At 60.7% G+C, this 19,481-nt stretch carries 20 protein-coding genes and 1 pseudogene; 4 read left to right on the top strand and 17 right to left on the bottom strand.

Annotated features, from left to right (window positions below):
- Positions 1-130: pseudogene (locus HX873_RS24785) on the top strand (chemotaxis protein); the annotation flags it as partial.
- Between the two features lie 63 nt (positions 131-193).
- Here the strand turns inward: HX873_RS24785 and HX873_RS24780 are convergent.
- The 3 genes from HX873_RS24780 to HX873_RS24770 form a co-directional block, all read right to left on the bottom strand.
- Positions 194-1,210, bottom strand: coding sequence for an ABC transporter substrate-binding protein (locus tag HX873_RS24780; protein WP_008437166.1), 1,017 nt, complete (start codon positions 1,208-1,210; stop codon positions 194-196).
- Between the two features lie 123 nt (positions 1,211-1,333).
- Positions 1,334-1,531 carry a hypothetical protein gene (locus tag HX873_RS24775; protein ID WP_008437165.1) on the bottom strand — a complete coding sequence of 66 codons (198 nt, stop codon included), beginning with the start codon at positions 1,529-1,531 and terminating at the stop codon, positions 1,334-1,336.
- Positions 1,531-1,980 (bottom strand): hypothetical protein, encoded by a 450-nt coding sequence (locus tag HX873_RS24770; protein ID WP_003214715.1) that lies wholly within the window; start codon positions 1,978-1,980, stop codon positions 1,531-1,533. Before HX873_RS24770 ends, HX873_RS24775 begins: the two co-directional genes overlap by 1 nt.
- Before the next feature lie 415 nt (positions 1,981-2,395).
- On the opposite strand from HX873_RS24770, the gene HX873_RS24765 reads away from it, so the two are divergent.
- The 3 genes from HX873_RS24765 (at position 2,396) to HX873_RS24755 (ending at position 3,342) form a co-directional block, all read left to right on the top strand.
- Entirely contained in the window at positions 2,396-2,650 is a 255-nt protein-coding gene (locus HX873_RS24765) for a hypothetical protein (RefSeq protein ID WP_083853233.1), read from the top strand.
- Positions 2,651-2,791: 141 nt separating this feature from the next.
- Positions 2,792-3,022, top strand: coding sequence for a hypothetical protein (locus HX873_RS24760; protein WP_003214713.1), 231 nt, complete (start codon positions 2,792-2,794; stop codon positions 3,020-3,022).
- An 83-nt stretch (positions 3,023-3,105) separates the two neighbouring features.
- Positions 3,106-3,342 (top strand): DUF2789 domain-containing protein, encoded by a 237-nt coding sequence (locus tag HX873_RS24755; RefSeq protein WP_087694069.1) that lies wholly within the window; start codon positions 3,106-3,108, stop codon positions 3,340-3,342.
- A gap of 4 nt (positions 3,343-3,346) precedes the next feature.
- On the opposite strand, the gene HX873_RS24750 is transcribed toward HX873_RS24755, so the two are convergent.
- The 14 genes from HX873_RS24750 to iolE all read right to left on the bottom strand — a co-directional run bounded on the left by HX873_RS24750 (position 3,347) and on the right by iolE (position 19,465).
- The gene (locus HX873_RS24750) at positions 3,347-3,550 is read right to left on the bottom strand and encodes a hypothetical protein (protein ID WP_003214710.1); all 204 of its coding nucleotides are present in this window, start codon (positions 3,548-3,550) and stop codon (positions 3,347-3,349) included.
- A 125-nt stretch (positions 3,551-3,675) separates the two neighbouring features.
- Positions 3,676-4,896, bottom strand: coding sequence for a methyl-accepting chemotaxis protein (locus tag HX873_RS24745; RefSeq protein WP_371318404.1), 1,221 nt, complete (start codon positions 4,894-4,896; stop codon positions 3,676-3,678).
- A gap of 547 nt (positions 4,897-5,443) precedes the next feature.
- Positions 5,444-5,848, bottom strand: coding sequence for a TraR/DksA C4-type zinc finger protein (locus HX873_RS24740; protein ID WP_003214706.1), 405 nt, complete (start codon positions 5,846-5,848; stop codon positions 5,444-5,446).
- A gap of 402 nt (positions 5,849-6,250) precedes the next feature.
- Positions 6,251-7,288 carry an ABC transporter permease gene (locus HX873_RS24735; RefSeq protein WP_003214704.1) on the bottom strand — a complete coding sequence of 346 codons (1,038 nt, stop codon included), beginning with the start codon at positions 7,286-7,288 and terminating at the stop codon, positions 6,251-6,253.
- A gap of 59 nt (positions 7,289-7,347) precedes the next feature.
- Entirely contained in the window at positions 7,348-8,901 is a 1,554-nt protein-coding gene (locus HX873_RS24730) for a sugar ABC transporter ATP-binding protein (protein ID WP_087694121.1), read from the bottom strand.
- A 63-nt stretch (positions 8,902-8,964) separates the two neighbouring features.
- The gene (locus HX873_RS24725) at positions 8,965-9,900 is read right to left on the bottom strand and encodes a sugar ABC transporter substrate-binding protein (protein WP_017479903.1); all 936 of its coding nucleotides are present in this window, start codon (positions 9,898-9,900) and stop codon (positions 8,965-8,967) included.
- Between the two features lie 365 nt (positions 9,901-10,265).
- Positions 10,266-11,306: a Gfo/Idh/MocA family oxidoreductase gene (locus HX873_RS24720; RefSeq protein WP_177123342.1), complete on the bottom strand. Its 1,041-nt coding sequence runs from the start codon at positions 11,304-11,306 to the stop codon at positions 10,266-10,268.
- 113 nt (positions 11,307-11,419) lie between these two features.
- Positions 11,420-12,280, bottom strand: coding sequence for a sugar phosphate isomerase/epimerase family protein (locus HX873_RS24715; protein WP_003214697.1), 861 nt, complete (start codon positions 12,278-12,280; stop codon positions 11,420-11,422).
- Between the two features lie 160 nt (positions 12,281-12,440).
- Positions 12,441-13,451 carry a Gfo/Idh/MocA family protein gene (locus tag HX873_RS24710; protein ID WP_008437157.1) on the bottom strand — a complete coding sequence of 337 codons (1,011 nt, stop codon included), beginning with the start codon at positions 13,449-13,451 and terminating at the stop codon, positions 12,441-12,443.
- A 19-nt stretch (positions 13,452-13,470) separates the two neighbouring features.
- The gene (iolD, locus tag HX873_RS24705) at positions 13,471-15,402 is read right to left on the bottom strand and encodes a 3D-(3,5/4)-trihydroxycyclohexane-1,2-dione acylhydrolase (decyclizing) (protein WP_087694124.1); all 1,932 of its coding nucleotides are present in this window, start codon (positions 15,400-15,402) and stop codon (positions 13,471-13,473) included.
- Between the two features lie 10 nt (positions 15,403-15,412).
- On the bottom strand, positions 15,413-16,228 hold the full coding sequence (locus tag HX873_RS24700) for a TIM barrel protein (RefSeq protein WP_177123341.1): 816 nt from the start codon (positions 16,226-16,228) through the stop codon (positions 15,413-15,415).
- A 27-nt stretch (positions 16,229-16,255) separates the two neighbouring features.
- Positions 16,256-17,758, bottom strand: coding sequence for a CoA-acylating methylmalonate-semialdehyde dehydrogenase (locus HX873_RS24695; protein ID WP_177066601.1), 1,503 nt, complete (start codon positions 17,756-17,758; stop codon positions 16,256-16,258).
- 22 nt (positions 17,759-17,780) lie between these two features.
- A complete protein-coding gene (gene iolB, locus HX873_RS24690; protein WP_177123340.1) occupies positions 17,781-18,575 on the bottom strand; it encodes a 5-deoxy-glucuronate isomerase in 795 nt (264 codons plus the stop codon).
- Positions 18,572-19,465 carry a myo-inosose-2 dehydratase gene (iolE, locus tag HX873_RS24685; protein ID WP_177123339.1) on the bottom strand — a complete coding sequence of 298 codons (894 nt, stop codon included), beginning with the start codon at positions 19,463-19,465 and terminating at the stop codon, positions 18,572-18,574. The genes iolB and iolE overlap by 4 nt, the downstream gene beginning before the upstream one ends.
- Between the last annotated feature and the right edge of the window lie 16 nt (positions 19,466-19,481).

The raw sequence follows: 19,481 nt of genomic DNA, 5'->3' as shown, positions 1-19,481 counted from the left end.
CCGTAACATCAGCACCATTGCGCTGCTGGCGGACCAGACGTCGGAACAGGCGTTGAATTCGGCGCAGTTGAGTGAAGAGCTGACGCATACCGCCAATACTCAGTATTCGCTGGTAGAGCGGTTTAACCGAAACCGCTTTCGCGAGCAAGCCCGCTCCCACATTTTTGATCGCAATCGGGCTGTTATATCGGTGTTACTTCAGGCTGGCTTCGACCTTCTGCGCCACATCCTCAGTCAGCCACGCCTTCCAGACTTCCGGATGATCCTTGAGAAATGCCTGGGCGACCTCTCGCGGCTGGCTGTGCTTCTCGCTCATTTCGGCCAGCGCCTTGTTCAGCGGCTCGATCGGAAAGTCGACCTTGGCAAAGAACTCGGCGATCTGCGGATGCTCCTTCTGGAACGGCGTGGACACACCGATGCTCAGCTTGGAGGCCAGGGAACGTGTAGGTTTCGGGTCAGGATTGTCTGCATCGGTCAGCGTCTTCCACGCCTCGGCATCAAATGGCGGCTCTTCCAGCTGGATCAGCTTGTAGCGCCCCATCAACGGTGTAGGCGACCAGTAGTAGAACAGCACCGGCTTGCCCCGGCGGATCGAGGAAGCAATCTCGGCATCCAGCGCAGCACCCGAACCACTGCGGAAATTCACATAGCTGTCGTCAAGCCCGTAGGCCTTGAGCTTTTGCTTGTTGACCACTTCCGAGGTCCAGCCAATCGGGCTGTTGAGGAAACGGCCCTTGCTCGGTGCCTCCGGGTCCTTGAACACGTCCTTGTAGCGCGCCAGATCCTTCACGCTGCGCAGGTCCGGCGCGAGGGGCTTGATGCCTTTGGCCGGGTCGCCCTTGACCACGTACTCCGGCACCCACCAGCCTTCAGTGGCGCCCTTGACGATATCCCCAAGGCCCACCACTTTGCCTTCGGCCTCGGCCTTGACCCACACCGGGCTGCGGCCGGCCCACTCTTCGCCGATCACCTGGATGTCGTTTTTCGCCAGGGCGGTTTCCAGGGTGATGGTGGTGCCGGGCAAGGTGTCGGTGGGCAAGTCATAGCCCTTTTCGACAATCACCCGCAGCACCTCGGTGATCAGGCTGCCGCTTTCCCAGTTCAGGTCGGCAAAATGAATCGGCGCCTGGGCCGCTGATACCGGCAGCGACGCCACCGACAGACTCAGGGTCGTCAGTGAGGCTGCCAACAGTGCTCGAATTCCTTTCATGCTTTGCACCTCATGCCTTACAGCAATCGCGAATGGCTTTGCTGTAACACCGCGAAGCCTCTGAATACTTAAGTCAACTCAACTGTAGTAGAGGTTCCGGGGAACATGGCAGGTTGCCGGTTTTTACGCAGGATTGTTCAGCCGCTGCAACTCGCGGCGCACCATGCTGGCGAATTCGGCGGGCTTGAGTTCATACAGTTGGCCGGCGACCCAGCTCAACCAGGCGCCCTGCAACTCGGCCTTGCGGGCAAACAATTGAGCCGCCGTGGCTTGGGCATCGAGCAGGTGCTGCTCGTGGAACTGTGCCCTACCCTGGCTCATTACTCGCTGGCCTTGAAGGTCACGAGTTCACCCTTGCGCCATTTGGCGGCCTTGCCGGTGACGGCCTTCAGGGTCTTGGTCAGGCCTTCTACCAACTGCTCATTGGCGGCAAACACCAGCATCACGCTGTGGCCTTCCTTGAACACGATGCCCTGGCCTTCGGCCGAGGACACAAAGGCGTAATCGCCCAGGCCATACACCGTCAACTTGATATCGCGAAACTTCAGTTCGAACTTGCCGCCTTCGCGGCTGGGCAATACAGCGGCCCGGAAATGATCACCGACCTTGAGTTCCAGGCGCGGCTTGTCGTCCACCACCAATGCCGCTTCGGTATCGATCTCGGCGATGTAGATACCTTCAGGTGTCTGCTCAGTGACGTAGACGAAACGGGATTGAAACTGCTTGACCAACTTTGCGCGCAAATCACCCAGCACGAATAACGCGTGCATATCCAGATTACTGACTGCCAAGGAAACGCCCCCACATCAAAAGGGTGCTGTCCGCCCAAGCGGGCAGCACAAAAAAACGGCCGGAAACGGCACGATCACACAACAAATCCACTGATAAAAACTGAAGAAGATCACGCTGCCAGGCCATGAGACTAGTACAGGCGTGCCCGACGCACCTTACGCAGGTCGCCAGGCGTTGCAGGAAATCACAGGTTTAACGACCAGAGAATACTGGCCGACCCACTTCAGACAATAACCCTTTAAAAAATGCAGTTTCCGACATCCAACACAGAAACTAATGCTTTGGATGGAACCGGACGCCGGACACTGACGACAATACTAAAACAGCAACACAGGTCAAAACCACTCGAAATACTGCAAGCGGGTACGCAATGTCGATCGACAGGAGCTGATTATGCAACGACCTCAACCGATTGCCACACCTTCGAACACAGGTTCATCTTTTATCGATGACGGGCAATTCTACTCCCTATACACCCACGACAGTTGCCTGCATTCGGCGCTCTATCGGGTAGTCCCCGCCGGGAGAAACTTTTTCCATATCCTTGAAGTGCCCAGTGGGCGGATCAAAGGTTTTCGCAGCGGCCATAGCCAGGCCTGCGAACTGGCCCGACAGCTGGAAGCCATCCTGCAAGCGCCACACGGCTGAGGCGCGGCTGGCGTTTCGTCATCTGGTTGACTTTACTGCGCCGCCAGCGCGTAACAACTGCCATACTGGTCCGTCCATTGAGATTTGTGCCCTTGCGGTTCAGGTTTCATCAGCGCAATTACCTCCAAGGGAAGGCTATACGTGACGGAATTTGATATTGGCGAATTTTTCATCCATGGCGAAGCCAGGGAAGTAGACGGTGAGTTCCAGGCCGTGATTGTGATGCGGGCCAAGGCTCCCCTGACCACCGTGACGACTCACCAGGTAGAAAAGGACCGCTGGTTCAAAACCGTAGACGCTGCCAACACGGCTGCCAAGGAAGCCGCAAAAGCTCTTAAGGCCGCCGTTGATTCCGGCGCGCTGACCTCCTGATTACCCGGCGCGACAATCCGATCGAACTCTGTCCCGCAACAACCCTCCCATGCATACGATGATCAGCCCGCATGGAGAACGATATGGAAGCGCAGACCTACACCCTCGAAGACCTGTTTGAACAACTTGGACTGGAATCGTCCCCCGAGGCGATTGACGCCTTTATCGGCAAACACACCCTGCCCAATGACGTAAAGCTGATTGACGCGGATTTCTGGTCACCGCAACAAGCCCAATTCCTTAAGGATGAACTGCGTGAAGACGCAGTCTGGGCGATCGCGGTCGACGAACTGAACCAGCGCCTGCACCAGCAACCCTGAGCCTTCAATGCAGGCTGTCTGACTGCTCCAGGTGCAACAGCGCCTCCCAGGCAGCCCTGCACTCTTCGGCTTCGTCGCGACTGGCGAACGCCGTGCCGCGCTGCTCGCCATTGAGCAACACTACCCAACAGGCCTTTTGCCCCAGCGCTCGCAGGGTGGGCGGTACGCCACTGCCAATCATCACAGCCACATCGACTTTGGTTTGCATGGAGCGCCTCCGGAAAATTAGTTAGCTGGCTAACAATCTTCGCCATGCTACGGTTTTCTTCCAGTTGGAAAAAGCTATCCCCGGAATAGCTCCCTTGCATTACCTGCAACAATCGCCCTCGTGGGTCAGCGGCCCTCAGGTCTGTAGCCCAGGCGCAAGCCGCCCCAATGCCGGCCATTGACCGTGATCGGCACGGACAAGTCGTGCATCAACTCCCCGGTATCGCGGGTGTAGGTCTGCAGCAAGACCGCCTGCTGGTGGCTGCCGCAGCGGATTCCCGTGCGGTCTTCAAACTTGCGCTTGGTACGATTTTGTACCGCGTCCACTTGGGCATCGCCGGTCAACGTTTGGGAAAACACCTTGTTGTGGGTCGGCACATAACCCTGTGGCGTGCAGGCGATGGCGAATACCAGGCCCTCATGCCGGGGCAGCAGGGCTTCCTGGATGGCCGGCAGCACCTGGTCGGTGTAGCCGTCAAAACGCGTGTGGTACTTGCTTGGCCGCGTGTTGGGAATGGCGGTATAGCTGCGGTCGAACAGGTCATCGAGGCTGATGCGGTTTTGCAGGACGTCGGCTTCAAACTGCGCGGCAATGCGGCTCGCGCCTTCGCGTGCCAGGTCATAGATGCGCTGGTGGTAGTCGTCCAGGCCGACCTCGGCGAGGCGTTCACTGATGGTTTCGGCCTGGCCTTCCATTTGTACGGCGGCGGCAGCCAACTGTTGGGTCTGCTGGTCGCTGACGGTCAAATCGCTGCGCATCTGCTCCACCGCATGGAACAGGCTGTCGAGTTGGGCCCGGTTGGTGTCGGTGCCCTGAGCGATTTCATTGACCTGGCCTTCGACATCCGCTGCCAGGCTGGCGATGCTGTCCAGTTGCTCGCCGGCGTGCTCCACCTGCTCTACACCGGATTGCAGATCCGCCGACAATTGCCGGATCTGCTCCACCACCTGGGCGGTACGCTGCTGGATATCCGCCACCATCACCCCGACTTCATCGGTCGCCGTGGCGGTTCGCCCAGCCAGGCCACGCACCTCGTCGGCGACCACCGCAAACCCGCGACCATGCTCACCCGCCCGCGCGGCTTCAATCGCCGCGTTCAAGGCCAGCAGGTTAGTCTGGCTGGCGATCGACTGGATCACCAGGGTGACGCGCTGGATTTCTTCGCTGCGCTGGCTCAAGGCCTCGATCAATTGACGGCTGTCGTTGGCGCGCTGGCTGAGCTGGTGCATACGGGTGATGGACTGCGCCAGCACCTCGCGCCCTTCGGTACTGCGCTGATGGGCCTGGCTGGCCGCGCCGAGGGCCTGGCGGCTCAGTTGCGAGGTGACCTGCTCGGTGCCGATCATCACTTCGGCACTGTTGACGATCTGCTTCGCCGCGCCCAATTGAGATTGCAGCCTGGCCGCCAGTTGCTTGACCGAATAGGCCACGCCGGCAGCAGACAGCGCGTTATGGCTGGTGGTGTAGGACAGGTCGCGGGTCAGCTCGCCGATTGCATCGGTGGCTTCGGCCGGTGCGGCATTGTGGGTGCGATGTTTCAGGCGGGGCAGCCAGATCAGCAGCAGGGCCACCGGCAGGCACAGGTAAATCGAGAGTTGGGCGAACGCCAGGCCCAGCAGCAACAGCACCAGGGCGGTACTTTGCAAGAGCGGCGTCAACCAGCCGGGCAACTGTCGCGCCACCACGGGTGGTGACACTGCTGCGCCCATGAGAGATCCGTCTCCAGCCATGTTCGTTACCCCACTGCTTGTCGTTATTGTGACTGCATTAGACGCCACTATGTGGCCATTATCCATGGGCCTTTAGTGGGGGGCTTGCAGCAGATCAATAAACGGGGGGAAACGGCTGTTTTCTGCTGGGAACCGGGTAACCCGGCTCCAGCAGTTCACCGCATCAGGCTTGACGCTGGTGCTTGTCGATTTGCTCGTGGCGCTCTTGCGCTTCGATGCAGTACTTGGTGGTCGGGCTGATCAGCAGGCGCTTGAGGCCGATAGGCTCGCCGCTGTCGTCGCACCAGCCGAAGGAGTCTTCCTTGATACGGCCCAGGGCCTGCTCAAGTTGCGGCAGCATGCGCTGGTCGCGGTCGATGGCGTTCACCAGCCAGGTGCGCTCTTCTTCGACAGAAGCAGCGTCGGCCGGGTCTGCCGGGGTGTCCAGGCTTTCAATGGCGATGCGGTTCTGCTCGATGCGCTCGTGGTGTTCCACTTTCATGTCCTGCAACAACTTCTCGAAAAAAGCGTGCTGCTCGGCATTCATGTAGTCATCCGCCGGCATGGCCAGCAACTTTTCCTTTGTCATTGATTTCTCTATAAAAAATACGTGCATTAAGGCGAATAAGGGAGCGTTCCGGCCGACCTCTGCAGGTCTCGGAAAGGCGCCGTCCATTTCAAGCGCCACCCGGCACTCAATTTACGAGGGGCGGCAGTCTAAGGCCGACTTGAGGGCTCAGCAACTGAAATGACAGGCATTTTTTCCAAGATAACCCGCAAAGGCACCAGGACGGGCTCGGCGAATGGTCATCGGAGTGCGTTTATAGCAAGAAATTCAGTGTTGTGGAGCTATATAGAAGACAAACGGTTAAATGTGGGAGCGGGCTTGCTCGCGAAGGCAGTGTGTCAGTCACTGAATGTTTAACTGATACACCGTCTTCGCGAGCAAGCCCGCTCCCACATTTTGACCGATGCGGCCTTGAGGACCGTGTCAGCGCTTGAGTTTGCGCTTGTTGCGATATTGGTCGATCACCACCGCCACCACGATGATCAGGCCCTTGATGATGTCTTGGATGTAGGCATCCACGCCGACGAAGGTAAACCCGCTGGCCATCACGCCGAGAATCAACGCGCCGATCACGGTGCCGGTGATGCGCCCTACCCCGCCCGCCAGGCTGGTACCGCCGATCACCGCAGCGGCAATCGCGTCCAGCTCATAGGACATGCCCATGCCCGCCTGCCCGGTGGCCGCCCGTGCCGACGCCACTACACCGGCCAGGCCTGCCAGCAGGCCGGCGATGCTGTAGACGATGATCAGGTGGCGCTTGACGTTGATGCCCGAGGTGCGCGCCGCCTGCATGTTGCCGCCGATGGCGTAGGTGTACTTGCCGTACTTGGTGTAGCGCAGGGCGATATGGAAGATCACCGCCACCACCAGGAAGATCACCACCGGCATCGCGCCGTGGCCGATGGCCGTGTAGGAGTCCGAGAGCATGCTCACCGGCTGGCCTTCGGTGTAGTAACGCGCCAGGCCACGGGCCGAGACCATCATGCCGAGGGTCGCAATAAACGGTGGAATCCCGGTGACCGCAATGATACTGCCGTTGATCGCCCCCGCCAGCAGCCCCACGCCCAGGCCCATCGCCACCGGTATCCACACCGGTAGGTCAGTCAATGACGGAAACACCGCACGGGAAAAGTCGGAAGTCTGCGCCAGGCTGGCGGCGATCATCGCCGACAACGCCAGCACCGAGCCCGAGGACAAATCGATACCGGTGGTGATGATCACCTGGGTCACGCCAATCGCCAGCAGGCCGATGATCGAAACTTGCAGGATCATCAATACAAGGCGCTGGGAGTTCATCAGGAAGCTCTGGTCGCGCACGATCCAGCCGAACAACTCAAACACCAGGCCGATGCCAATCAGCACCAGCAGGATGCTCAGCTCGGTGGGCATGCGTCGACGGTGCTTGACCGGCGCCGCAGCGGGCTTCTTTTCCTCGGGTTTGCTTTCCAGTATCGCGTTCATAACCACTCACCTTTTTTATCGCGTTGCGCCGGCCACAACGGGCCGGCGCCGTCTGTTCGTTAGTGGACCGCCGTCATACCGGAAGCCAGTTGCATGACTTTTTCCTGGGTCGCATCCGCGCGGTCCAGGGTGCCCATCAGGTCGCCTTCGTGCATCACCATCACCCGGTCGCTCATGCCCAGCACCTCGGGCAGCTCCGAGGAAATCATGATCACCGCCATGCCTTCGCTGGCCAGGTAGGAAATCAGCCGGTAGATCTCGGCCTTGGCGCCCACGTCGATACCGCGAGTGGGTTCGTCGAGGATCAGCAGCCGTGGGTTGGTCATCAGCCAGCGGGCCAACAGGGCTTTTTGCTGGTTGCCACCGGACAAGGTGTCGATGCATTGCTCCAGCGACGGGGTTTTCACCCGCAGCTTGGTGCACATGTCTTCACACAGGGCACGCAGGGCTTTTTGCTGGATAAAGCCATTGCCGGAGTAATGCGGCAGCACGGCCATCTCCATGTTTTCCAGTACCGACAGGCAGGGGAACAGGCCGCTGAGCTTGCGGTCTTCGGTCAGCAGCGCGAAGCCCTTCTCGATGGCCATATGCGGGTCGGTGATGCGCACGGTCTTGCCGTCCAACTGGATCTCGCCGCCGGAGCTTGGGGTGATGCCGAAAATGGTTTCGGCCACATTGGTCCGCCCGGAGCCCATCAGCCCGGCGATACCGAGAATTTCGCCGGCGTGCAGGTCGAACGACACGCCCTGGAATACCCCATCCAGGCGCAGGTCGCGCACCGACAGCAGCAGATTGCCGATGGGCTTGTCGCGCACCGGGAACAGCTGGCTCAGCTCACGCCCCACCATCATCGAGATCAGGCTGTCGCTGTCCATGCTGTCGGCCCGCTGCAGGCCGATATAGGCGCCATCGCGGAACACCGCCACTTCATCGGCGATGGCGAACACTTCGTTCATTTTATGGGTGATGTAGATGATGCCTTTGCCCTGGGACTTGAGGTCGGCAATGATCGAAAACAGGTGGGCCACTTCCTTGTCGGTAATGGCGGAGGTCGGTTCATCCATGATCAGGATGTCGGAGTCATAGGACACCGCCTTGGCAATCTCGACCATCTGCCGCTCGGCAATGCTCAGGTTACCGACGTGTTCCTCCGGGTCGAGATTGATCCGCAGCCGCTCCAGCAATTGCGCGGTGCAGCGGTGCATTTCCCGGTGGTTGACCATGTGCAGGCCGTTGAGCTGTTCGCGACCGATCCAGATGTTCTCGGCGATGCTCATGTGCGGCATCAGGTTGAGTTCCTGGTGGATCATCGCGATCCCGGCCTTCTGCGCTGCCAGCGGTGTTTCGAATTTGATCGGCTTGCCACGCAAGCGGATTTCACCGGCGTCGGGCTGATAGATGCCGGCGATGATCTTCATCAGTGTCGACTTGCCCGCGCCGTTCTCGCCCATCAGCGCCAGCACCGAGCCGGGGCGCACCCGCAGCTGCACATCGGCCAGGGCCACGACGCCGGGAAAGCCTTTGCTGATGTTGGAGATCTCCAGCAGATAGGGTTCTTCCAGTACCAAGGGCTGGATACCGGGAGGCTGGGAAGCAGTCGCTTGAGCAAACATATCGGGTACTCCGTCAGCAGGGCCGCCGTGGCTGCCCTGCCGGTTTATTGTTGTTATTAAGGGCTACTTGAAGTCTTTGACGTTGTCCGGGGTGATCAGCTTGAACGGGATCACCACGTTCTGCTCGACCGGCTCGTGCCTGGCCATCTTGCGCGCCGCTTCCACCGAACCCACGGCCTGGCCATTGGCATCCTGGAACGCCGACGCGGCCATGTCGCCCTTGGTAATCGCGTTCAAACCGTCCGGTGTGCCATCCACCCCGGCGATCAACACGGTGCCCGGCTTGGTGCCCGCCGACTTCAAGGCCATGGACGCACCGATGGCCATCTCATCGTTGTTGGCCAGCACCGCGTTGAATTCACGGCCTTGGGTCAGCCAGTCGTTGACCAGGGTCATGCCCTTGTCACGCAGCCAGATGCCGGTCTGTTCCTGCTCGATGGTGATGCCTGGGTATTTGGCCAGGACTTCCTTCACCCCCTTGGTGCGGTTGGTGGTGGAGTTGTTCGCCAGGTCACCCAGCAGGATCACGATCTTGCCCTTGCCGCCGAGCTTTTCGGCGATGTACTGCATTTGCAGGCGACCCGCCTCGACATCATCGGAGGTCACCGCCACCACGCCCTTGGGTAATTCTTTCTGGTCGGGACGCCGGTTGACGAACACCAGCGGAATCCCCGCCTTGGTAGCTTCGGTGATAATGTTCTTGGTCGATGCGGTATCGACCGGATTGACGATGATGGCATCGACTTTCTGGCTGATAAAGCTCTCGACCTGGCTCAGTTGCTTGACCACGTCGGCGCGGGCGTCTTCGAACTGCAGCTGCACGCCGTCACCCTTGGGGTAGGACTTGGCTTGCTTGTCCATGTCTTCACGCAGGTAAGTCAGGAAGGTGTCATCGAACGCCGACATGCTCACGCCCACCTTGATATCGGCCGCCGTGGCGAAACCACTGGCGAGCATCATGGACAGGGCCAGCGCGGTAAAACGGATCGGGGTCTTCATGAACGGTCTGTCTCCAATTTCTTGTTGGTTTTGTGGACGTTGCGTTTTTCAGAGCGAAGCGGTCGGCAGTCGAACGATCGGCGCCCCCGGAATGCAGCACACCAGGGAACCCTTGCTTTCGACGCACAGGACATTCAGGAGGGAAAAGTAAAACGGCCGGGCGCGGGGCAGACCGCGTGGCTGGAGGGCAGGACGTAAAACTCGCAGTACAGCGTTGAAGATTTTCATCTGACGGTACCTGGTTGTTTTGATCTTGTTTTTGTCGAGTCGCCCGAATCGAGTCCGAACGTACTTTATGCAACCTGGAATGACTTTATTGGAAAATAATTTCCATATCAACATGTTTTAGAATTTTATTCTATTTTTCATCCATGAGGCTCCATAGCCGCCATTTCCACTACCTGCTGGCGCTCTGAACTCAGGCGTGCGGCGTCCAGTACGCGGGTGGTTGCCAGCGCATCCAGGACGTTCACCGGCAACTCGCCGTGGCCTTCCACCGCGCTTTGCAGCTGACTGTAGAACTGATTCCAACGGCCCTTTTCCGACGGCACCCGCTCACGATCCGGCCCCTGCTCGAACCAGCCCCAGCGTCGATGTTCTTCAGCGCCCCAGTGCTCGCCTTCGGTTTTCGGGGTCTTGCCGGCCAGCAGCGCCTCTTCCTGGCCGTCCAGCCCTTCGATGGTGTAGCAACCGGCCGTGCCATTCACCCGAAACCGCGGGGCCTGGCTGTTTTGCAGGGCGCTGCCCCACAGGTGTGAAATCACCCCGTTGGCGTGGGTCAGCGATACAAAGAAGCCGTGGTCTACGTTCGACTCATCGGCGGTGTAGTGCAACTGCGCGAACACCCGGTCCACCGGGCCGAACAGTTGCATGGCCTGGTCCACCAGGTGGCTGCCCAGGTCCCGCAGGAAGCCGCCGCCGCTGGCATTGCCCACCGAGCCCGGGTTGTAGCGCTCCACCCGGGATTCAAAGCGGGTGACGGTGCCCAGGGCTCCGGCGTCGATCAGCTTGCGCACGGTGAGGAAGTCCGAATCCCAGCGCCGGTTCTGGTAGGCGCTGAGCAGCACGCCCTGGCGCTCGGCGGCGGTGATCAAGGCCTGGGCCTGTTCGGCATTGCTGGCAAAGGGTTTGTCGCTGACCACCGCCACACCGTGCTCAATGGCCTCCAGCACCAGGGCCGGACGGCCCTTGAGGGTGGTGGAGATCACCAGCACGTCGACACCGGCCTCGGTGATCTGCCCGATACTGTCGAAGGCCTTCACTCCGGGGTGATCCGTCGCCAGTTGCTGGCGACGTTCGGGTGACCGTGTCACCACGCCGACAAAGGTCGCCCCCGGCAGGCTGGCTATCAGGGGTGCATGAAATACACGGCCGCCTTTGCCGTATCCAACCAGTCCGATTCGCATACAAATACTCCTTGGTTAATTGTGGCGAGGGAGCTTGCTCCCGCTCGACTGCGTAGCAGTCGCAAGCTTTTCGGGGCAGCAAGCTCCCTCGCCACAGGGCACGCCACAACGGTCTAACAGCACAACTCGCGGGTCACCCGCTCCAGCATCATCCGGTTGGACTCATCCGGCCGGTCTTCCCAGGCAAACACCGACACCGTGGCAATGCCGTCGAACTTGATTTCCCGCAGAGTGCCGAAAAACGCCTCCCAGTTCACCTCGCCCTGGCCGATGTCCAGGTGCTGGTGCACGGTGGCGGTGACGCCCGGCGGGTTGACGATGTAGCGCAGGTTGGACGACGCCCGGTGGTTGTAAGTGTCGGCAATGATCAAGTGGCTGAGCTTGGAGCCTGCGTACTTGAGCATCGAGGCGATATCGCCCTTGCCGTCGTCATAGAAGAAGGTGTGCGGCGCGGCGTAGAGGTAGTTGATCCAGTCGCGGTCGAGGCCGCGAATGATGTCCACCGACTCGTTGTTGCGCTCGCAGAAGTCGTACGGATGCGCCTGGATATCCAGCTTGATGCCTTCGCGCTCGAACTCCGGCATCAGCTCGTCCATGGAGCGCATGAACTGGTTTTCGCACACCAACGGGTTGTCGGACTGGCCGGTGAATTCGGTGTTGACCAGCTCGCAGTCCATTTCCACGGCGATCTGGATCGCGCGCTTCCAGTTGCGCACGGCGGCAACCCGCAGGCCTTCGTCGGCGGCGGCCCAGTGGTACATGGGCAGCAGGGATGAGAGTTGCACGCCGGCGTCGCTCAAGGCCTTGCGAAATTCCTTGATGCGCGCGCGGTCGACCCGGGGGGCCTTGTAGAACGGCAGGAAGTCTTCCCGGGGCGAGAGTTCGATGTGCTGGTAGCCGAGTTCGGCGGCCTTGTCGACCATTTGGCCGAGGGGCAGGTGGCGGTACATGTAGGGGTCTAATGCGATGCGCATGCTTGAGATCTCCCGAATTTGAGGTAGGAACTCGGTCAAATGTGGGAGCGGGCTTGCTCGCGAATGCGGTGGGTCAGTCGATGCAAATGTTGACTGAAAGGCCGCATTCGCGAGCAAGCCCGCTCCCACACTGACTGCGTTACATCAGTGAGGGTTGTGGTTAGCCGTAGAAATGCGGACGGGGTGGCAGGCCCACTTTCACAATCTGCCCACTGTTCTGCGCCTCAATACACGCATCCGCCGCCACCGCCGCTGCAAAACCATCCCACGCCGACGGCCCCCCCACTTGCCCTGCCCTTACACCGTCGATAAACGCCTGCAGCTCAACGTCATACGCCGCGATGAACCGGTCTTTCCAGTCCATCAGGATCGCGTTCGACAACTTGGCCCCGCTGCGCATCTGCACCTGGGACGGCTCCGGCAATTTCGCAATACCGGTCTCCCCCACCACTTCGCACTGGATGTCGTAGCCGTACTGGCAGTTCACAAACACTTCCACATCGATGCGCGTGCCCTTGGCGGTTTCCAGCAGCACGATCTGCGGGTCACGCAGATGGGCCAGCGCCTTGCTCGATTTACGCGGGAACACCACCTGCACCGACACGTAGTCATCGGCCAGCAACCAGCGCAACACATCCAGTTCGTGGATCAGGGTGTCGGTGATCGCCATGTCGGTCTTGTAGTTCTCACCCACCCTCGGGTTGCGGTGGGCACAGTGCAGCATCAGCGGCTCGCCGATCTGGCCGCTGTCGATCACGGCTTTCAAGGCGCGATAGCCTTGGTCATACGGACGCATGAAACCCACCTGCACCAGGCGCTTGCCGTGGGCCACTTCGGCCTCGACGATCTTGCGGCAGCCTTCGGCAGTCACCGCCAGCGGCTTCTCGCAGAACACGGGTTTGCCGGCCGCAATCGCCGCCAACACAAATTCTTCGTGGCTCGGGCCCCATGAGGTCACCAGGATCGCCTCGACCTGCGGCGAATTGATCAGCGCGTGGCCGTCCGGGTACACCTCGGCGGTGAGTTTCAGGTCAGCGACGACCTTGGCCGCCTGCTCAAGGTTGATGTCGGTCACGGCCACCACCTGGCTGTTGAGCAAGGTCTGGCTGCAGCGACGAATGTGATCCTGGCCGATGGCGCCAGTACCGATAACACCCAACTTCAAAGACATGAAAACACTCCTCTTGTTATTAGTACTGCCGGGCCTTGGCCAGGCGTTCATTGAGTTGTTTGGCCACCGCATCGGTGCGCGCGCTGGTGGACACCTGCGCCACACCGACGCGCCACCACGACAGGTATTTGTGGATCATGGTTTTCGGCAGGACCTTGATATCAATCAGCGTCGACACGGTTTGCGTACGCGCATCGGCCAGCGCCGCCTGCAACTGCTCCACGGTGTTGACCTTGTAGGTCTTGCAACCATAGGCCGCCGCACTCATAGCGAAGTCCACCGGCACAAAACCGCCGTCGAGCTTGCCGGTCTCGGGATTGCGGAAGCGGAACTCGGTGCCGAAGCTGTCCATGCCGTGTTCCATCTGCAAATTGTTGATGCAGCCGAAGGTCATGTTGTCCAGCAGCACCACGTTGATCTTGCGCCGCTCCTGGATCGAGGTGGCCAGCTCCGAGTGCAGCATCATGTACGAGCCGTCGCCCACCAGTGCGTACACCTCGCGCTCGGGCTCGGCCAGCTTCACGCCCAACGCGGCGTTGACCTCATAGCCCATGCACGAATAACCGTATTCGACGTGGTAGGTGTTGACGCCCTTGCTGCGCCAGCTGCGCTGCAAGTCACCCGGCAGGCTGCCGGCAGCGGCGACGATGATTGCGTCGTCGGCCAGGGCTTCGTTGAGCACACCGAGTACGCGGCTTTGGGTCAGGCAGGAACCGGTCAGCTCGATAAACTCACGCAGCACCGCCGGGTCCATGTGGTCGTTGATTTCAGGGACGAAGTTTTCAGTCTGGTATTCCGCCTGGTAGATCCGGTCGACTTCGACGTCCAATTGCGCCTTGGCATCCCGTGGCTGATCCCCCCAGCTGGAACGGTAGTCGCCCAAGGCTTCAGCCAGTGCTTCCAGGCCAACCTTGGCATCCGCCAGCAACTGCACGCCATCGAGTTTCAGTGCGTCGCACGGGCTGATATTCAGGTTGAGAAACTGCACCTCAGGATGCTTGAACAGTGACTTCGACGACGTGGTGAAATCGGTATAGCGCGTGCCGATACCAATGATCAGATCCGCCTCGGGTGCCAGCAGGTTCGCCGCCAGGCAGCCGGTTTCACCAAGACCGCCGAGGTTCAGTGGATGGCTTGAAACCACCGCACTCTTGCCCGCCTGGGTTTCCGCGAAAGGAATATCGAAGCGTTCGGCAAAGGCTTGCAGCGCGGCATTCGCCCCGGAGTATTTGACCCCGCCGCCACACACGATCAGCGGTTTGCGCTTGCCCTTGAACGCCGCCACGGCATCCCCCAGCATCGCTTCGGTCGCCGGGCGACGGTCGATACGGTGCACGCGTTTTTGCAGGAAGTAATCCGGGTAATCCCAGGCTTCGCCCTGTACATCCTGCGGCAGGGCCAGGGTCACGGCGCCGGTTTCCGCCGGGTCGGTGAGCACGCGCATGGCGTGGATCGCCGCCGTCATCAGCTGTTCCGGGCGGTTGATGCGGTCCCAGTATTTGCTGACCGCACGAAACGCGTCGTTGGTGCTGATGCTCAAGTCGTGGAACTGTTCGATTTGTTGCAGTACCGGATCGGGCTGGCGACTGGCGTAGACATCACCGGGCAACAGCAGCAACGGAATCCGGTTGGCGGTCGCGGTCGCCGCGGCGGTCAACATATTCGCCGCACCCGGCCCCACCGAGGAGGAGCACGCGTAGATCTTGCGGCGCAAGTGCTGCTTGGCAAAACCAATCGCCGCGTGGGCCATGCCTTGTTCGTTGCGGCCCTGATGCACCACCAGGTCGCCGCTGTCCTGCTCCAGGGCCTGGCCCAGGCCCAGCACATTGCCGTGGCCGAAAATCGTGAAGATGCCCGCGACAAATTTGCTCTGCACACCGTCGACTTCGATGTACTGGTTATCCAGAAACTTCACCAGGGCCTGGGCCATGGTCAATCGGGTTGTGGTCATGAGGTGCCCCTTATCGTTTCTGCAGGTGGGCGATACTCGCCCCCAACGCCTGCTTGATATCTGCCAGGCCGTGCACGCTTTCGGCGAACGGTTCGAATGACAGGTGGCCGCTGTAGCCGGTGCTGAGCAGCGTGTCGATCTGCGCGGCATTGCCGAGGATGTCAGCCTCGCCCACCAGCACGCGGTGGCCGTCGCGGATCGAGTTCAGCGGTGCGTCGGCATCTTCCACACCGGAGATATGCACCAGCCCAGTCAGTTCGGGGAAGAACTCATGTTCACTGGCCAGGTGGTGGTGGAAGGTGTCATGCACCACGCGGAACACATCCAGGCCGCCGACAGACTTGATCGTATCCACGGCCACGCGTTTGCGGCGCAGCGAGCATTCTTCAAACCCCAGGGGTTCGACAAAACCGAGAATCCCGTATTCCCGCAGGATCGGCGCCAGTTCACTCAAGGCGGTGCGCAAACCGGCCGCGCGCTGGGCTTCGTTGCGCGAGTCGGCGCGGTCGTTCAACGGGCACATCACCAACGCCTGCGCGCCGCATTCGCGGGCATAGGCCGCCAGCTTGATGGCCTGGGCGCGGCGTTCGTCATTCCATACATCGAAGGGGTACAGCGCGTTGATCGACAGCACCGTGATGCCATGCACCGCGCACAATTCGCGCACGCGGCTGGCAGGGGTGCCGTCTTCAATCTCGATGCCCTTGAGGTCGTTGCGGATCTCGATGGCGTCGCATTTCAGGGTCACCGCCAGCTGGATAAAATCGGGCAGGGAAAGGCTGGGGGCGACCATGCGGTTCAGGGCAAAACGTAGAGGCGACTTCATTATTGTTGTGCTCCACACTCGAAAACGTTACTTGGCGGTTGGCATGCTGAATTCAGGGCCCTTGGCGATGCTGTCGGGCCAGCGTTGCATGACGCTCTTGTAGCGGCTGTAGAAACGAATGCCTTCTTCGCCATAGGCGTGGTGGTCGCCGAACAGCGAGCGCTTCCAGCCACCGAACGAATGCCAGGCCATCGGCACCGGAATCGGCACGTTGATGCCGACCATCCCGACCTTGATGGTGCGGGCAAAGGCACGGGCAATGCCGCCGTCGCTGGTAAAGCACGACACGCCGTTGCCGAACTCATGGGCGTTGATCAAGGCCACGGCGCTGGCAAAATCCGCCACCCGCACGATGCCCAGCACCGGCCCGAAAATCTCTTGCTGGTAGATGCTCATTTCGGTGGTGACGTTATCGAACAAGGTCGCACCGACGAAGAAACCACCCTCCGCGCCCGGCACCTTGAAGCCACGACCGTCGACGATCAGCTTCGCGCCCTGGGCCACGCCCTGGTCGATAAACCCTTCGACCTTGGCCTTGTGTTCGGCGGTAACCAGCGGGCCCATCTCGCTGTCTTTTTGCATACCGTTGCCGACCTTCAACCGGTCGATACGCGGCAGCAGTTTTTCGATCAGCCTGTCGCCGACATCGCCCACCACCACGGCAATCGAGATCGCCATGCAGCGCTCGCCGGCCGAGCCGTACGCTGCGCCGATCAAGGCGTCAGCCGCCTGATCCAGGTCGGCGTCGGGCATCACGATCATATGGTTCTTCGCCCCGCCCAATGCCTGCACACGCTTGCCGCGCTGGGTGGCCTGCTGGTGGATGTACTCGGCAATCGGGGTGGAACCGACGAACGAAATCGCCTCGATATCCGGGTGCTGCAACAGGCCGTCTACCGCGCTCTTGTCACCCTGCACCACGTTGAACACACCGTCGGGCAGCCCGGCTTCGGTCAGCAGGCGGGCCATCAGCAAACTGGCGGACGGGTCGCGCTCCGACGGCTTGAGGATGAAGCAGTTACCGGTGGCCAGCGCCAGCGGGATCATCCACAGCGGCACCATCACCGGGAAGTTGAACGGGGTGATGCCGGCGCACACGCCCAGTGGCTGGCGCAGGTTCCAGTTGTCGATGCCGCCGCCGATGTTGTCGCTGAAATCGGTTTTCAACAGGTTTGGCGCACCGCAGGCGAACTCGACGATCTCGATGCCGCGGGTGACTTCGCCCTTGGCGTCGGAGAACACCTTGCCGTGTTCGCGGCTGATGATTTCAGCCAGCTCATCGTGGTGCTGGTCGAGCAATTCCTTGAATTTGAACAGCACCCGCGAACGGCGCAGGGATGATTGCTCGGACCACGCCGGGAAGGCTTTCAGTGCCGACGCGACGGCTTCATCGACGGTCTTCTGGCTGGCCAGCCCGACTCGGGCCTGGACTTCGCCGGTAGCCGGGTTGAACACATTGCTGAAGCGCTCACTGGCGCTGTCGTGCACCTGGCCGTTGATGTAATGGCCGATTACCGGGGCGTTGCTCATTATTGTTCTCCGTCGAAAGTGCTTAAAGATCCAGCAGCCAGCTGTGCTGCGGGTCGTTATGGAAATGCCAGGCGCGCTTGGGGCCGGCCATCACGTTCAGGTAGTAGGACTCGTAGCCATACGGCACGCTGACGGGGTGATACCCCTTGGGCACCACCACCAGGTCGCTGTTTTCCACGGCCATGGCCTGGTCGATGCTGCGGTCGTCGGTGTAGACCCGCTGGAACACAAAGCCCTGGGGCGGGTTGATCTGGTGGTAGTAGGTTTCTTCGAGAAAGCTCTGGTGCGGCAGATCGTCGGTGTCGTGCTTGTGGGGCGGGTAGCTCGACGAGTGACCGGACGGCGTGCGCACTTCCACCACCAGCAGCGAATGGGCAGGCTCGCTGTCGGGCAGGATGTCGCACACATAGCGGGTGTTGGCGCCCTTGCCGCGTACGCTGCGCTTGCATTGCTCGGGGCGAATCAGGCGGGGGGCCAGGCCGGCATCGGTTGAGCCGGGAGCGGCGCAGACAGCGATTTGTACGTCGCTCAACGCGGTGACCTGGGCGTCGGTGCCCGGTGGCAGGTAGGCGGCGTAGGGGGATTTGTCTTCGAAGACGGAGTGGCGATCACCGAGGTTTTCCCAGTTGAAGCCTTCGCCCTGAATCGTCACCCGGCCGCTGAGCAGCACCAGGCACAGTTCCTTGTCGCCGGCGGTGACTGGCAAGGTTTCACCCAGGCTCAGGCGGTAGGCGGCGAAGCCCACGTATTCCAGGCGCCCTTCTTCCAGCGCCACCATGGTTTGCCCGCGTTTGCTGCTTTTAACCAACAGGCTCATTGTCCAGTCCTCTCGCTCAACAGTGCGCGCAGGGTGTCGTAACCCTTCTTCGCATAGATGTAGCTCGGCGCCACGGCAGGATCCTGCTCGGCCTCCACTACCAGCCAACCCTGGTAATTGGCAGCCAGCAGCACGTCCAGCAGCGCGGCGAAGTCGATATCGCCGTCGCCGGGCACGGTGAAGGTGCCGTTGACGATGCAATCCGGGAAGCTCCACATCTGGTTGCGCGCCAGTTGCACCACCGGCTTGCGCACATCCTTGAAGTGCACGTGGCAGATGCGGGCGATGTGTTTGCGCAGCACCTCGATAGGCTCGCCGCCGCCCATGTAGCAGTGGCCCGAATCAAACAGCAGGCCGACTTCCGGGCCGGTGCGGCGCATCAGTTGGTCGATGTCTTCCGGGGATTCGACGTAGGCACCCATATGGTGGTGGTAGGCCAGGCGCACGCCCTGGGACAGGGTGAAACGCGCCAGTTCGGTGAGTTTGTCGGCGTATTCCTGCCAGGCCTGTTCGCTGTGAAAACGCGGGCGTTCGATCAGGCGCACCGGCGAACCCTGGATCGAATCGGCGACTTCTCCATACACCAACACGTTGGCGCCGTTTTCACGCAGCAGTTCGACGTGGTTGGCGATGGCTTCGATTTCTTCCGCCACCGAGCGCCGGGCCAGGCGACTGGAGTACCAGCCGGAGACCAGTGCCAGGTCGTAGGGGCGCAATACATCGCCGACACCTTTGGCGTCCTTGGGGAATTTGCCGTTGAGTTCAAAGCCTTCGTAGCCGATGTCCTTGCCTTCGCTGAGGGCCGTGCTCAACGGCGTTTCACCGCCCAGGGCCGGCAGGTCGTCGTTGCTCCAGGAGATCGGGTTGATGCCAATTCGGATAGCGGGCATGGCTGCACCTATTATT

It is taken from the genome of Pseudomonas sp. P7758, from assembly GCF_013386485.1.
Taxonomy (GTDB): Bacteria; Pseudomonadota; Gammaproteobacteria; order Pseudomonadales; family Pseudomonadaceae; genus Aquipseudomonas.
The sequence above is the reverse complement of the archived record's forward strand: the minus strand, read 5'-3'. Positions and strand labels throughout refer to the sequence as shown.

Bases quoted from the DNA above. Each gene is read 5' to 3' on its own strand.
- HX873_RS24780 (WP_008437166.1), bottom strand. From the start codon at position 1,210: ATGAAAGGAATTCGAGCACTGTTGGCAGCCTCACTGACGACCCTGAGT.
- HX873_RS24775 (WP_008437165.1), bottom strand. From the start codon at position 1,531: ATGAGCCAGGGTAGGGCACAGTTCCACGAGCAGCACCTGCTCGATGCC.
- HX873_RS24770 (WP_003214715.1), bottom strand. From the start codon at position 1,980: ATGCACGCGTTATTCGTGCTGGGTGATTTGCGCGCAAAGTTGGTCAAG.
- HX873_RS24765 (WP_083853233.1), top strand. From the start codon at position 2,396: ATGCAACGACCTCAACCGATTGCCACACCTTCGAACACAGGTTCATCT.
- HX873_RS24755 (WP_087694069.1), top strand. From the start codon at position 3,106: ATGGAAGCGCAGACCTACACCCTCGAAGACCTGTTTGAACAACTTGGA.
- HX873_RS24750 (WP_003214710.1), bottom strand. From the start codon at position 3,550: ATGCAAACCAAAGTCGATGTGGCTGTGATGATTGGCAGTGGCGTACCG.
- HX873_RS24745 (WP_371318404.1), bottom strand. From the start codon at position 4,896: ATGATCGGCACCGAGCAGGTCACCTCGCAACTGAGCCGCCAGGCCCTC.
- HX873_RS24740 (WP_003214706.1), bottom strand. From the start codon at position 5,848: ATGACAAAGGAAAAGTTGCTGGCCATGCCGGCGGATGACTACATGAAT.
- HX873_RS24735 (WP_003214704.1), bottom strand. From the start codon at position 7,288: ATGAACGCGATACTGGAAAGCAAACCCGAGGAAAAGAAGCCCGCTGCG.
- HX873_RS24730 (WP_087694121.1), bottom strand. From the start codon at position 8,901: ATGTTTGCTCAAGCGACTGCTTCCCAGCCTCCCGGTATCCAGCCCTTG.
- HX873_RS24725 (WP_017479903.1), bottom strand. From the start codon at position 9,900: ATGAAGACCCCGATCCGTTTTACCGCGCTGGCCCTGTCCATGATGCTC.
- HX873_RS24720 (WP_177123342.1), bottom strand. From the start codon at position 11,306: ATGCGAATCGGACTGGTTGGATACGGCAAAGGCGGCCGTGTATTTCAT.
- HX873_RS24715 (WP_003214697.1), bottom strand. From the start codon at position 12,280: ATGCGCATCGCATTAGACCCCTACATGTACCGCCACCTGCCCCTCGGC.
- HX873_RS24710 (WP_008437157.1), bottom strand. From the start codon at position 13,451: ATGTCTTTGAAGTTGGGTGTTATCGGTACTGGCGCCATCGGCCAGGAT.
- iolD (WP_087694124.1), bottom strand. From the start codon at position 15,402: ATGACCACAACCCGATTGACCATGGCCCAGGCCCTGGTGAAGTTTCTG.
- HX873_RS24700 (WP_177123341.1), bottom strand. From the start codon at position 16,228: ATGAAGTCGCCTCTACGTTTTGCCCTGAACCGCATGGTCGCCCCCAGC.
- HX873_RS24695 (WP_177066601.1), bottom strand. From the start codon at position 17,758: ATGAGCAACGCCCCGGTAATCGGCCATTACATCAACGGCCAGGTGCAC.
- iolB (WP_177123340.1), bottom strand. From the start codon at position 18,575: ATGAGCCTGTTGGTTAAAAGCAGCAAACGCGGGCAAACCATGGTGGCG.
- iolE (WP_177123339.1), bottom strand. From the start codon at position 19,465: ATGCCCGCTATCCGAATTGGCATCAACCCGATCTCCTGGAGCAACGAC.